14 protein-coding genes and 4 tRNA genes are annotated in these 13,137 nt (G+C 64.9%); 16 read left to right on the forward strand and 2 right to left on the reverse strand.

Annotation, left to right across the window (positions count from 1 at the left end):
* Positions 1 to 72: 72 nt before the first annotated feature.
* Both ACFVVI_RS14235 and htpX read left to right on the forward strand, forming a co-directional pair.
* On the forward strand, positions 73 to 1,095 hold the full coding sequence (locus ACFVVI_RS14235; protein ID WP_387445709.1) for a polyprenyl synthetase family protein: 1,023 nt from the start codon (positions 73 to 75) through the stop codon (positions 1,093 to 1,095).
* A 173-nt stretch (positions 1,096 to 1,268) separates the two neighbouring features.
* Positions 1,269 to 2,132: a zinc metalloprotease HtpX gene (htpX, locus tag ACFVVI_RS14240; protein WP_387445711.1), complete on the forward strand. Its 864-nt coding sequence runs from the start codon at positions 1,269 to 1,271 to the stop codon at positions 2,130 to 2,132.
* Positions 2,133 to 2,150: 18 nt separating this feature from the next.
* Here htpX and ACFVVI_RS14245 read toward each other — a convergent pair whose 3' ends face one another.
* Positions 2,151 to 2,642, reverse strand: coding sequence for a YajQ family cyclic di-GMP-binding protein (locus tag ACFVVI_RS14245; protein WP_378634254.1), 492 nt, complete (start codon positions 2,640 to 2,642; stop codon positions 2,151 to 2,153).
* A gap of 176 nt (positions 2,643 to 2,818) precedes the next feature.
* On the opposite strand from ACFVVI_RS14245, the gene ACFVVI_RS14250 reads away from it, so the two are divergent.
* The 11 genes from ACFVVI_RS14250 (at position 2,819) to ACFVVI_RS14300 (ending at position 8,497) form a co-directional block, all read left to right on the forward strand.
* Positions 2,819 to 2,901 (forward strand) — tRNA-Tyr (locus ACFVVI_RS14250).
* A 242-nt stretch (positions 2,902 to 3,143) separates the two neighbouring features.
* A tRNA-Thr gene (locus tag ACFVVI_RS14255) sits at positions 3,144 to 3,216 on the forward strand.
* A 59-nt stretch (positions 3,217 to 3,275) separates the two neighbouring features.
* Positions 3,276 to 3,351, forward strand: a tRNA-Met gene (locus ACFVVI_RS14260).
* Positions 3,352 to 3,387: 36 nt separating this feature from the next.
* Entirely contained in the window at positions 3,388 to 3,558 is a 171-nt protein-coding gene (rpmG, locus tag ACFVVI_RS14265; protein ID WP_056814348.1) for a 50S ribosomal protein L33, read from the forward strand.
* A 163-nt stretch (positions 3,559 to 3,721) separates the two neighbouring features.
* On the forward strand, positions 3,722 to 4,789 hold the full coding sequence (locus ACFVVI_RS14270; RefSeq protein WP_387445888.1) for a fused (3R)-hydroxyacyl-ACP dehydratase subunits HadA/HadB: 1,068 nt from the start codon (positions 3,722 to 3,724) through the stop codon (positions 4,787 to 4,789).
* A gap of 194 nt (positions 4,790 to 4,983) precedes the next feature.
* Positions 4,984 to 5,056, forward strand: a tRNA-Trp gene (locus ACFVVI_RS14275).
* Between the two features lie 31 nt (positions 5,057 to 5,087).
* Entirely contained in the window at positions 5,088 to 5,468 is a 381-nt protein-coding gene (gene secE, locus ACFVVI_RS14280; protein ID WP_378990968.1) for a preprotein translocase subunit SecE, read from the forward strand.
* A gap of 112 nt (positions 5,469 to 5,580) precedes the next feature.
* Positions 5,581 to 6,399, forward strand: a complete 819-nt coding sequence (nusG, locus tag ACFVVI_RS14285) for a transcription termination/antitermination protein NusG (protein ID WP_378990967.1) — start codon at positions 5,581 to 5,583, stop codon at positions 6,397 to 6,399.
* A gap of 216 nt (positions 6,400 to 6,615) precedes the next feature.
* Positions 6,616 to 7,050, forward strand: coding sequence for a 50S ribosomal protein L11 (gene rplK / locus ACFVVI_RS14290; RefSeq protein WP_019049397.1), 435 nt, complete (start codon positions 6,616 to 6,618; stop codon positions 7,048 to 7,050).
* Positions 7,051 to 7,129: 79 nt separating this feature from the next.
* A complete protein-coding gene (gene rplA, locus ACFVVI_RS14295; protein WP_301903705.1) occupies positions 7,130 to 7,843 on the forward strand; it encodes a 50S ribosomal protein L1 in 714 nt (237 codons plus the stop codon).
* A 114-nt stretch (positions 7,844 to 7,957) separates the two neighbouring features.
* Positions 7,958 to 8,497, forward strand: a complete 540-nt coding sequence (locus ACFVVI_RS14300) for an NADPH-dependent FMN reductase (RefSeq protein WP_387445712.1) — start codon at positions 7,958 to 7,960, stop codon at positions 8,495 to 8,497.
* Between the two features lie 40 nt (positions 8,498 to 8,537).
* Here ACFVVI_RS14300 and ACFVVI_RS14305 read toward each other — a convergent pair whose 3' ends face one another.
* A complete protein-coding gene (locus ACFVVI_RS14305; protein ID WP_378990963.1) occupies positions 8,538 to 10,154 on the reverse strand; it encodes an MFS transporter in 1,617 nt (538 codons plus the stop codon).
* Between the two features lie 417 nt (positions 10,155 to 10,571).
* On the opposite strand from ACFVVI_RS14305, the gene rplJ reads away from it, so the two are divergent.
* The 3 genes from rplJ (at position 10,572) to ACFVVI_RS14320 (ending at position 12,892) form a co-directional block, all read left to right on the forward strand.
* Positions 10,572 to 11,135, forward strand: a complete 564-nt coding sequence (gene rplJ / locus ACFVVI_RS14310; RefSeq protein ID WP_062988862.1) for a 50S ribosomal protein L10 — start codon at positions 10,572 to 10,574, stop codon at positions 11,133 to 11,135.
* 62 nt (positions 11,136 to 11,197) lie between these two features.
* Positions 11,198 to 11,581 (forward strand): 50S ribosomal protein L7/L12, encoded by a 384-nt coding sequence (gene rplL, locus ACFVVI_RS14315; protein WP_194826830.1) that lies wholly within the window; start codon positions 11,198 to 11,200, stop codon positions 11,579 to 11,581.
* Positions 11,582 to 11,812: 231 nt separating this feature from the next.
* A complete protein-coding gene (locus ACFVVI_RS14320) occupies positions 11,813 to 12,892 on the forward strand; it encodes an ABC transporter ATP-binding protein (RefSeq protein ID WP_378634266.1) in 1,080 nt (359 codons plus the stop codon).
* Positions 12,893 to 13,137: the final 245 nt, after the last annotated feature.

Consider the following 13,137-nt stretch of genomic DNA (forward strand, 5'->3'; position numbering starts at 1 on the left):
TTCATCGGCCATAGTGCCGGGACACGCTAGGTTGCTACCCGTCGGGGTCGGACGCATCGCTGGGAGAAGATAATGAGCACATCGGCTGTGAGCGACGAAAGCACCGTGGTTGCCGGGGTAGATCTCGTCGATCCCGAACTCGCCGTCACCGTGCGCGACGGACTGGCCGCGGTCGAGAAACTGCTCGTCGACGAACTCTCCGACGGTGAGGAATTCCTCCAGGAGGCGGCGCTGCACCTGGCCAGGGCGGGCGGCAAGCGGTTCCGGCCGCTGTTCACCGTGCTCACCGGCCAGCTCGGACCCAATCCGACCGACCCGGCGCTGATCACCGCGGGCACGGTCGTGGAACTCGTGCACCTCGCGACGCTCTACCACGACGACGTCATGGACGAGGCGACGCAGCGTCGTGGCGCGGAGAGCGTCAACTCGCGGTGGGGTAACAACATCGCGATCCTGGCGGGCGATTACCTGTTCGCCCACGCCTCGCGCCTGACCTCCACCCTCGGTCCCGACGCGGTCCGCATCATCGCCGAGACCTTCGCCGAGCTGGTCACGGGCCAGATGCGGGAAACCATGGGCGCCAAGCAGACCCAGGACCCCGTCGAGCACTACCTGCGCGTGGTGTGGGAGAAGACCGGCTCGCTCATCGCCGCCGCGGGCCGTTTCGGCGGCACCTTCTCCGGCGCGGGACTCGAGCACGTGGAACGCCTGGCGCGCCTCGGCGACGCGGTCGGCACGGCGTTCCAGATCTCCGACGACATCATCGACATCTCGTCCTCTGCCGAGCAGTCGGGCAAGACCCCGGGCACCGACCTGCGCGAAGGCGTGCACACCCTGCCGGTGCTCTACGCCCTGCGCGAGACCGGCGCCGACGGCGACCGACTGCGCACCCTGCTGGCGCGCCCGCTGGAAACCGACGCCGGGGTAGACGAGGCACTGGAACTGCTGCGCCGCTCGCCCGGCATGGCGCTGGCCAAGGAAAAGCTGGCCGAATACGCCGACCTCGCCGATACCGAGCTCGCCGCGCTTCCGCCCGGCCCCGCCAACGACGCCCTCACCCGCCTCGTCCGCTACACGATCGAACGCGTCGGCTGACCAGGAACCAACACCACCCGGCGCACGTTGTCCTGTCGCGACGAAACAACAGATTTCGACAGCACATGGGTAACTCGCCGGGTACGCCCAGAACCGTTCCCGTTGTCCACCGCAGGCCCGATGCCTGACGAACGCAGCGCCTGACGACCGGCACAAGGCGCGGGGAGGCGGAAATGCCCAATGGGATCAAGACGTTCGGTTTGATGGTGGGGATGTCGGCGTTGATCGTCGCCATCGGGGCGATGTTCCGCAGCCCGACGATCCTGATCATCTCGATCGTGCTGGCCATCGGCATGAACGCCTACGCCTACTTCAACAGCGACAAGCTGGCCTTGAAGGCGATGCACGCGCAACCGGTGAGCGAACTGGAGGCGCCGGTCATGTACCGGATCGTGCGCGAGCTCGCGACCACGGCGCGCCAGCCGATGCCGCGGCTCTACATCAGTCCCACCAGCGCCCCCAACGCGTTCGCCACCGGCCGCAATCCGCGCCACGCCGCGGTCTGCTGTACCAGCGGCATCCTGCAATTGCTCGACGAGCGCGAGCTGCGCGCGGTCCTCGGCCACGAGCTGTCCCACGTCTACAACCGCGACATCCTGATCTCGTCGGTGGCGGGCGCGATGGCCTCGGTCATCACCGGTCTGGCGAACATGGCGTTCTTCGCGAGTTCGTTCGGCAGCAGAGACGGCAACGGACCGAACATCATCGGTGTGCTGCTGGTCTCACTGCTCGGGCCGATCGCGGCGGGCCTGATCAAGATGGCGGTCTCGCGATCGCGGGAGTACCAGGCCGACCAGTCCGGCGCCGAGCTCACCGGCGACCCGCTGGCCCTTGCCTCGGCCCTGCGCAAGATCGAACGCGGCGTCCAGGCGGCCCCGCTGCCGCCGGACCCCAAGATCACCAGCGAATCGCATCTGATGATCGCCAACCCGTTCCGCGCGGGCGACCGCGTCGCCCGCTGGTACTCCACCCACCCCCCGATGGACGAGCGCATCAAGCGTCTGGAGGAGATGGCCGGCGGCACTCATCACGACTGAGTGCCGCCCACACCGGACCTATCGGTAGTTGACGAACTGCAGGGCGATTCCGAAGTCCTCGCCCTTGAGCAGCGAGATCACTTCCTGCAGGTCATCGCGCTTCTTGCTGCTGACCCGCAGCTCCTCACCCTGGATCTGCGCCTTGACGCCCTTGGGGCCCTCGTCGCGGATCTTCTTCGAGATCTTCTTCGCCTTCTCGGTGTCGATACCCTGCACCAAGGTGCCGGTGATCTTGAAGATCTTGCCCGACGGCTGCGCCTCGCCGGCGTCGAACGCCTTCAGCGAGATGTCGCGACGGATCAGCTTCTCCTTGAAGACGTCGAGCGCCGCCTGCACCCGCTCCTCGGCATTGGCGGTCAGCACGATGGCCTCCTCGCCCGACCATGCGATCGACGCATCGGTGCCCTTGAAGTCGTAGCGCGAGTTCAGCTCCTTCTCCGCCTGATGCAGAGCGTTGTCGACCTCCTGTCGATCGACCTTGCTCACGACGTCGAATGACGAATCAGCCACACTGCGCTCCTGTCCTGTGAAGGTCCGGCGAACTCCGGGGCCGGGATGTGCCGGCCACCGAGACAGTTGTACCCGCATCGGGGGACGACCGGTGCTCGCAGGGGGTCTGTGCAGGCGTTTTGATAGTCCGGGTGGGTACGTTGTAAGCTGCTCAGCGCACCGGAAACGGCGCACACGGCAGATTGCCCGAGCGGCCAATGGGAGCGGACTGTAAATCCGTCGGCTTATGCCTACGTAGGTTCGAATCCTACATCTGCCACATCGAACCCCCGTCGATCATGAAGATCGGCGGGGGTTCCTTGGTTCTGCGGGTTGTTCTCGCGCGGATCCGGGTAGCCTCGATGTGAGCGGGTCGGAATCAGCGATCTGAACCCCGTGAAAATGCCCTTTGAGCTGCCGATTTGGTGCTCTGGCCGGGGAGTGTGTAATCTCGTTCAGGACGCCGGAGCACGGGGTCACGCTGATCGGCTTGCCGATACAGACTCTGTGCCACGTAGTCATGCCCCCTTAGCTCAGTCGGTAGAGCGTTTCCATGGTAAGGAAAAGGTCAACGGTTCGATTCCGTTAGGGGGCTCGCCGGATTGCCGGTGGTGAGCGGCTTACCGCGGCATCATCGGGATATTAGTCCGCCGTGGCGGTGTAGCTCAGTTGGTAGAGCAAACGACTCATAATCGTTGTGTCGCCGGTTCAAGTCCGGCCATCGCTACCAATTTCAACTCAGCCCAGACCGGAAAGAAGGCAAATCGTGGCCGCGAAGTCCACCGATGTCCGGCCAAAGATCACCTTGGCCTGCGACGAGTGCAAGCACCGCAACTACATCACCAAGAAGAACCGGCGTAACGACCCGGATCGCCTCGAGCTGAAGAAGTTCTGCCCGAACTGCGGAACTCACCGGGCGCACCGCGAGTCGCGCTAGTTTTCAGAAACATCTGCCGAAGGCCGGACGAGAGTCCGGCCTTTGTGCTTTTCCCGGGAAGTTCATGGAAAGTTCGGGGCCGATACAGTACCCGGACGCATCACGTTTTACACCGGTCGACTTCGGTGCTGTCTTACGAGTGAGTAAGGTCCACGTTGTGACAGTGAACACCGGAACTCACGAAGCGGTCCCTGCCGCAGCCGCCGAAACCTTCGATCCCGCCGCCCATGCGGCATCGATGGTCGGCCACCACTACCGCGTCGACGACTACTACGAGGTCGGCCGCGAGAAGGTGCGCGAATACGCCCGTGCGGTGCAGGATTACCACCCGGTGCACTGGGAGGAAGACATCGCGCGCGAGTACGGCCACCAGGGTCTGCTCGCCCCGCTCACGTTCATCTCCCTGGTGGGCATCCTCGCCCAGCGCAAGCTGTTCGAACGGATCGTGACCGGCTACGACCTGAGCCAGATCATGCAGACCGATCAGATCCTGGAATTCCACCGCCCGATTCGGGTCGGCGACCAGTTGACCTGTGATGTGTATCTGCATTCTTTCCGGCAGGCCTTCGGTGGCGACATCATCGTCACCAAGAACATCGTCACCGCCCAGGACGACGAACTGGTGCTCACCACCTACACCACGCTGATCGGCCGCAGTGGTGGCGACATCGATCCTCGGATGTCGGACGCGGTCCGCAACGTGCTGATGCACGGACTCGGCGAGGAGGAGCCCGCCCACCACGCGCCGGCCGAGCTGTCCGTCGGGATCATCCCGGTCACCAAGCAGCCGGAGCCGACGGTCAGCGTGCACGCCCTGTCCTTCGACAGCGTGTCGGTCGGCGACGAGCTGCCCGCCCGCGTGGCGCGACTCACCCGCGGCGACCTCGTCAACTACGCGGGCGTGTCCGGCGACGCGAACCCGATCCACTGGAGCGACGAGGTCGTGAAGCTGGTCGGCCTGGACAACGTGGTCGCGCACGGCATGCTCACGATGGGGCTCGGCGGCGGTTTCGTCACGTCGTGGCTGGGCGATCCCGGCGCGGTGAAGGAATACAACGTCCGCTTCACCAGCCCGGTCTACGTCGGTTCCGATGTCCCGGCGGAGGTCGAATACACCGGCAAGGTGAAATCGGTCGATCCGCAGACCCGCACCGCTGTTGTCGCCATCACGGCGAAGTCGGCGGGCAAAAAGATCTTCGGCCGCGCCACGGCAACCGTTCAGCTGTCCTGACCTGGTCGGGTGTCCCGGATTGGCGATAACCGCGCGCGGTGACGTATAGTCGGGTCTCTGGGGTCACGAGATGCTGCGCGCTGATCTTCCCGAGGGGTTATCTCCTCATGGAAGCGGCGCGCGTGTTGTGTGACACTGGAGACAACCGAATATCGAATGTGGTTGGGCATTACGGCTCAGGCTGGTCCAACCGAAGGGGCGTAGCTCAATTGGCAGAGCAGCGGTCTCCAAAACCGCAGGTTGCAGGTTCAAGTCCTGTCGCCCCTGCCCTGAATGCCAGCGACGAGAGAGGATCGACGTGAGCGACGAGCGGGATACTCGCGGCGAAGACAGCGAGGACACCGCCGCTGCCACTCGACCGAGTGGCAAGCGGTCTGCTCGTCGTGTGCGCGCGTCGGATGCTCCGGCAGACAACGGATCGGTGGCCACGCTCGATCGGCCGTCGGCCTCGCGCAAGGCAGACAAGACCGCCGGTAAGGCAAAGACGGGCAACCCGTTCAAGCGGCTGCTCAAGTTCCTGCGAGAGGTCATCGCGGAACTGCGCAAGGTGATCTGGCCCAACCGGAAGCAGATGGTCACCTATACGGCCGTCGTTCTGGTGTTCGTGGTCTTCATGGTCGCGTTCATCGCCGGGATCGACGTGGCGTTCGTCAAGGGTGTCGACTGGCTGTTCGGCTGATCGCCGACACCCACGCCGGTAGCCGATCGCGGGTCGGAACGGCGGAGTGTGCCTCCGCGCACCCGACCCGGCCCAGAGGATGTACGTGACGACACAGGAAGCGAGTGCCTCAGTGAGCACCCCGGAGAACGACACCAACGACGAGTTCCCGGTTGACGACGCTGTCGTGGCGGAAACCGCCACCGACGAGGTCGAGGCCGCCGAGCTCGCCGATGCCGACGAAGCCGCTGCCGACGAGGTCGTCGATGAAGCCGTGATCGAAGAAGTCGCCACCGAGGACGACCCCGAGGCCGACCCGATCGAGTCGATGAAGACCAAGCTGCGCCGCGTGCCCGGCGACTGGTACGTCGTGCACTCGTACGCGGGCTACGAGAACAAGGTCAAGACCAACCTCGAGACCCGCGTGCAGAACCTCGGACTCGAGGACTACATCTTCCAGGTCGAGGTGCCGACCGAAGAGGTCACCGAGATCAAGAACGGCCAGAAGAAGAACGTCAACCGCAAGGTGCTGCCGGGCTACATCCTGGTCCGGATGGAACTGAACAACGAGTCGTGGGGCGCGGTGCGCAACACCCCCGGCGTCACCGGTTTCGTCGGTATGACCGGCGGTGGCCCCGGCGCCAAGCCGACCCCGCTGACCATCAACGAGGTCGTGAAGTTCCTGGTTCCGGCCGGTGCGCAGGCGCAGAAGAAGGCCGCCGCGGCCGCTGCCGGTGGTTCGGATACCGGTAGCGCGGCTTCGGGCAAGCCCACTATCGAGGTCGACTTCGAGGTCGGCGAGTCGGTCACCGTCATGGACGGCCCGTTCGCGACGCTGCCCGCCTCGATCTCCGAGGTCAACGCCGAGCAGCAGAAGCTCAAGGTGCTGGTGTCGATCTTCGGTCGCGAGACCCCGGTCGAGCTGAACTTCACCCAGGTTTCCAAGATCTAGGATTTTCCACACTCGCGTCAACGGCACCGCTCACCGGCGGTGCCGTTGGTGTTTGTGCTGGTCACCACCCGATTGCTGGGTCGTGTGGCAGGTCCGGTAGAGTGTGATGGTTCGTGTTCTGACTTCCCCGCAGTACTTGTCGGGGCCTAGTCGTGCGCGGATACGAGGCTTACGGCAACCGTAAGGAACCGAACCCCAGAAAGCCAAGGAAGAAAGATGCCCCCCAAGAAGAAGAAGCTCGCCGGGATCATCAAGCTGCAGATCCAGGCCGGCGCAGCCAACCCGGCACCGCCGGTCGGCCCCGCGCTCGGTCAGCACGGCGTCAACATCATGGAGTTCTGCAAGGCGTACAACGCCGCGACCGAGTCGCAGCGTGGCAACGTCATCCCGGTCGAGATCTCGGTGTACGAGGACCGGACGTTCGACTTCAAGCTGAAGACCCCGCCTGCCGCTCGTCTGCTGCTCAAGGCCGCCGGTGTGCAGAAGGGCTCCGCTGAGCCGCACAAGACCAAGGTCGCGAAGGTCACCATGGACCAGGTCCGGGAGATCGCCAAGACCAAGGCCGAGGATCTCAACGCCACTGATCTCGATCAGGCCGCGAAGATCATCGCCGGTACCGCGCGTTCGATGGGTATCACCGTCGAAGGCTGAGCGAATCTCGCTCTCATGTGGGAGGGCCGGCCAGGCCCGACAACCACATCTGAACTCGAAACTTTAAGGACAGAAAATCATGGCAAAACGAAGCAAGGCGTACCTCGCCGCTGCTGAGAAGGTCGATCGCGACAACCTGTACTCCCCGCTGGCCGCCGCGCGCCTGGCGAAGGAGACCGCGACCACCAAGACCGACGCAACCGTCGAGGTCGCCGTCCGTCTCGGCGTGGATCCCCGCAAGGCCGACCAGATGGTCCGTGGCACCGTCAACCTGCCGCACGGCACCGGTAAGACCGCTCGCGTCATCGTGTTCGCCGCGGGTGAGAAGGCTTCCGAGGCCGAGGCCGCAGGCGCCGACGCCGTGGGCGCCGAGGACTTGATCGAGCGGATCCAGGGCGGCTGGCTCGACTTCGACGCCGCGATCGCCACCCCGGATCAGATGGCCAAGGTCGGCCGCATCGCGCGTGTCCTCGGCCCGCGTGGTCTGATGCCGAACCCGAAGACGGGCACCGTCACCAACGATGTGACCAAGGCCGTCAACGAGATCAAGGGCGGCAAGATCAACTTCCGCGTCGACAAGCAGGCCAACCTGCACTTCGTCATCGGCAAGGCGTCCTTCGACGACGCCAAGCTGGTGGAGAACTACGGCGCCGCGCTGGACGAGATCCTGCGTGTGAAGCCGTCGACCGCCAAGGGTCGCTACGTCAAGAAGATCACGGTTTCGACGAACACCGGACCGGGCATCCCGGTGGACCCGAACCGTACCCGCAACCTCCTCGACGAGGATGCGTGAGCTTCGGCTGACAGCTAGCTCCTGAGAGCAACACGAGGGTGGGAACGCACAGCGTTCCCACCCTCGTGGTCTTTCGGGGGACTAATCGCCCCGGCATCCCGGTTGCGCACAGGTGTGACCAGGATTCTGCTGATCTCCGGTAGCACCAGAGCCGGATCTACCAATACCGCCGCCCTCCGCACCCTGGCCGGGCTCGCGCCCGACGGGATGCGCGCCGACCTCTATACCGGCCTGCGTGACCTGCCCGCTTTCGTTCCCGGCGACGATCCGGACGACTATCCCGCGGTGGTCGACCTCCGCGCCGAGCTCGCCACCGCGCACGCGGTGCTCATCTGCACCCCCGAATACGCGGGGACGCTGCCCGGCAGCTTGAAGAACCTGCTCGACTGGACCGTCGGTACGGCGGACCTGTACGAGAAGCCCACGGCCTGGTTGTCGGTGGCCCAACCGGGCCGCGGCGAGGGTGCGCTGGACACGCTGTCCACGGTGCTCGGTTACGTCGGCGCCGATGTCGTCGAGCGGGCGTGTCTGCGAGTGCCGGTGCTCGGCGCCGAGGTCGACGAGGACGGGCTGGTCGCGGATCGGGAGTTTGCGCTGAACGCATCGATCGCATTGATCGAGCTGGCTGCTCATCTGCGTCGAATCGGAGTGTGACGTGCGCGCACCGGGCCGCGACAGCCCGGTGCGCGTGCGGTCAGTTCTTCGCCTCGGTGTCCTCGGTCTCGCGCCAGCCGAGCAGGACGGACTCTCCGTCATGCGGCCGCCAGGGCAGGAAGATCGCCACGATCACCGCGCAGACGAGCACCGCGACGGTGGCGACCAGGGACGCGGCGTGGGCGCCCTGGAGCGTCGCGGCCTTCATGGCGACGATCAGGTTCTCGCGTTGGGTCTCGAAGAACGGCGCGAGCTCACGTTTGCGCAGTTCCAGCACGCTCAGCGGACTGGCCTTGACCAGGCTCTTCTCGTTGTCGTTCATGATGCCCATCGGGATGGCGTCGATGCGTGCGCCGATCCGGCTGGTGTAGTACGAGGCCACGATCGAGCCGAGCACCGCGACACCGAGCGTGCCGCCGATCTCGCGGGTCGTGTCGTTGACCGCCGAACCCGCCCCCGCCTCGTTCAGCGGCAGCGAGGACATGATCGATTCGGTGGCCGGTCCCTGCACGATGCCCAGACCCAGCGCCATCAACACCATCGAGGGCAGCACGCCGATCAGGTAGCTGCTGTCGACGGTGACCTGTCCGCCGAGGTAGAGGCCCGCGCCGATGAGTAGCAGGCCGATCACCAGTACCGCGGTGGTACCGACCCGTTGTGCCAGCAGCGTCGCGACCGGTGCGCCGATGGCGACCGAGAAGGCGAACGGCAATGAGGCGATACCGAATTCGAGCGGGGTGTATTCGCGCACGCCCTGGAAATACTGGGTGATCAGGAAAAGGAATCCGAACATCGAGAAGTAGCCGATGGCGATTGCCAGCGCGGGCAACGAGAATCGGCGGTTGCGGAACAACCGCATGTCGAGAATCGGTGCGGCAGTGCGCAATTCCCAGGTGACGAAGGCGGCGAGCAGGACGGTGCCGAGCGCCGCGGTGCACAGTGTGGTGAGCGAGAGCCAGCCATTGTGCGGCGCTTCGATGATCGACCACACCAGCAACGTGATCCCGGCGATCGAGAGCGCGATACCGACGAGATCGAGCTTGCCGATGTGGTCGGCGCGCGATTCGGGCACCCAGATCAGCGTCGCGACCAGTGCGACCAGCGCCACCGGCACGTTGATCCAGAACACCGAATGCCAGCTGAAATGTTCGAGCAGCCAGCCGCCGGAGATCGGGCCGATGGCGATCGCGAACCCGGCCATCGCGGTCCACGCGGCGATGGCCAGCGCGCGTTCGCGCCGGTCGGTGAAGATATTGATGATCAGGGCGAGGGTGGCGGGGAAGACCGCGGCGGCGAAAACGCCCATCGCGGCTCTGGCGACGATGACCTGCGTCATCGTTTCGGCGAGTGCGCCGCCGACCGACATCACCGCGATGCCGACGAGGCCGATGGTCATGATCCGGCGGCGGCCGTAGCGGTCGCCGAGGTTGCCCGCCGCCAGCAGCAGGCCGGCGAAGGTGAGGGTGTAGGCGTCGACGACCCACTGCAGGCCGGAGACTCCGGTCCGTAGCTGGACGCCGATCGAGGGAAGGGCGACGTTGACGATGGTGTTGTCGAGTACCACGAGCAATTCGGCCAGACAGATGACGGCGAGCGCGAGAAACCGCTGCGAACGCCGGTCCAGCAGCACTGATGGAGCGACTATGGAGGTTGCCATAGCATTGGAGTGAACCAGATTACTGTCACCCTGCGTAACACCTTCTCGGTAGGATCACTGCCACATTGTGTCGCCGAAGTGGTCTGTATCACAGCAGATCCGGCCGAATCGGACCGGGGGATACCCGTTTTGGCAGATGGGGGGAGGTGCAGGTACAGTGGTCAACGGTCATGCGGGATGTGCATACATCCGGCGAAGACCACACCCATTCGTTCTACCGAAGACCGTTGGTCGTTGATGCCGAATTTCACGGTGTCGATCGAAGGTCCGGCGACATTGCCGGCGACCCACGCAGGGAGAGCTGAGGCCGAAGATATTTTGCGCCCCGGTACGCCTTGCGTCCGGGGCGTTCGTTTTGTCGCCGGCCCCTGATTCGGTAGTGCACCAACGAAACCGACATCAGAGAGGAGGCGAAGTATGGCGAAACCTGAAAAGGTCACCGCTGTCGCGGAGATCGCGGAGCAGTTCAAGAACTCCACGGCCACTGTTGTCACGGAATACCGTGGCCTGTCGGTCGGCAAGCTCACCGAGCTGCGTCGTGCGCTCGGCGCCGACGCCACGTACTCCGTCGCCAAGAACACCCTGGTCAAGATCGCTGCCGGCGAAGCCGGTGTGGCGGGTCTCGACGAGCTGTTCGTCGGCCCGACCGCTATCACCTTCATCCAGGGTGAGCCGGTCGATGCCGCCAAGGCGCTCAAGCAGTTCGCCAAGGACAACAAGTCCCTGGTCATCAAGGGCGGATACATGGACGGCCGCGCGCTGTCCGTGTCCGAGGTCGAGCGTATCGCTGACCTCGATTCGCGCGAGGTGCTGCTGGCCAAGCTGGCCGGTGCGTTCAAGGCCAAGCCTTCGCAGGCTGCCGCCCTGTTCGCCGCTCCCGCTTCGCAGGTCGCCCGGCTCGCCCAGGCGCTGCTCGAGAAGCGCACGAGTGCCGAAGGCGCTCCTGCTGCCGAAGAAGCACCCGCGGCTGACGCCGAATAAGACATCTATTACCCGCCTCGGGGTGCGTATGCGCTGCGAGGTACACCACGAAAGGAACCACCATGGCAAAGCTGAGCACCGAAGAACTGATCGGCGCCTTCAAGGAGCTGACCCTGCTCGAGCTCGCTGAGTTCGTCAAGGTCTTCGAAGAGACCTTCGACGTCACCGCCGCTGCCCCCGTCGCCGTCGCGGCCGCCGGTGGCGCTGCTCCGGCCGAGGCTGCCGAAGAGCAGGACGAGTTCGACGTCATCCTCGAGGGTGCCGGCGACAAGAAGATCCAGGTCATCAAGGTGGTCCGTGAGATCGTCTCGGGCCTGGGCCTGAAGGAAGCCAAGGACCTGGTCGAGGGCGCCCCGAAGCCGATCCTGGAGAAGGTCGCCAAGGATGCCGCCGAGGCCGCCAAGGCGAAGCTCGAAGAGGCCGGCGCCAAGGTTTCCGTCAAGTAATTCGGAACCAGTGCTGTTGTGAACGGGCGGTCCTTTCCGGGCCGTCCGTTTGCTATTTGTCCGGACATGCGAAAGTGATCCGGGTCGTAGTAGCCGCGCCAGGTTACTCTTCAGTCATGTAGGGGTGTGCCCCGTCTCACTGATGGGTTACAGTGACCGGACCCACAGAGTCGTAGCGCACCGCCGTGATGTGAGCGCGCGGGAACGCGGGTGGGGTGCTCGCAGGGATCAATGGAGGTAGCAGTGGGCGTCGAGGTCAGGACCGAGGGTGTAACAAAATCCTTCGGTTCACAGCGAATTTGGCAGGACGTGTCGATCACGCTCCCTTCGGGTGAGGTCAGTGCATTGCTCGGCCCATCGGGTACGGGTAAGTCGGTGTTCCTGAAGTCGCTCATCGGTCTGCTGCGGCCCGAGCGCGGGTCGATCTTCATCGATGGCACCGACATCATGACCTGCTCCAACAAGGAGCTCTACGAGATCCGCAAACTGTTCGGCGTCCTTTTCCAGGACGGCGCGCTGTTCGGGTCGATGAATTTGTACGACAACATCGCGTTCCCGCTTCGTGAGCACACGAAGAAGTCGGAATCCGAGATCCGCCGCGTGGTCATGGAGAAGCTCGAGCTGACCGGTCTGCTCGGCGCCGAGGGCAAGCTGCCCGGCGAGATCTCCGGCGGTATGCGCAAGCGCGCCGGTCTGGCCCGCGCGCTGGTCCTCGACCCGCAGATCATCCTCGTCGATGAGCCCGACTCGGGCCTCGACCCGGTGCGTACCTCGTACCTGGCGCAGCTGCTGCTCAACATCAACGCGCAGATCGATGCCACGATCCTGATCGTGACGCACAACATCAACCTGGCCCGTACCGTGCCGGACAACATCGGCATGCTCTTCCGCCGCAACCTGGTGATGTTCGGCCCCCGTGAGGTGCTGCTCACCAGCGAGGAGCCGGTGGTCAAGCAGTTCCTCAACGGCCGCATGATCGGCCCGATCGGTATGTCGGAGGAGAAGGACGAGGCGCAGATGGCGCGCGAGCAGGCGCTCGTCGACGCCGGTCACCACCACGGTGGCGCCGAGGAGATCGACGGCATCATCCCGCAGATGAAGGCCGAGCCCGGCATGCCCGCCCGCCAGGCCGTGTTCCGCCGTCAGGCGCGCGTGCGCGAGATCATCCACACCCTGCCGCACGCGGCACAGGTGGCGATCCGCGAGTCGCTGGATTCCTCCGATGACACTCAGGTGATGGCTGCCTACGGCGGCAACGATCAGCCCACCGAAACGTTCAAGACCGTTCCGCACGGCCAGATCAACGGCTGAGCGACTTTTACGCCTCGGATGAGCCCCGGCCTACGGCCGGGGCTCTTCTGCGTGACAGGGCGGAAAACAACTGCTGACCGGCCGTCGCCGGGGTGGCGCGCACGGCGTGTCGCGAGTAAAATGACCGCGGCGCGGGGTGGGGGATCCCCAGCGCGCCAGGCGATCTCGCATCGCGAACAGACCTTCGCGCGCCACTTGACGAGGGGCTCGCAAACCGTCACCCTATTCACAGCAGCGTGAGCTGT

The sequence above is a fragment of the Nocardia sp. NPDC058114 genome, assembly GCF_042884695.1.
Lineage (GTDB): Bacteria > Actinomycetota > Actinomycetes > Mycobacteriales > Mycobacteriaceae > Nocardia.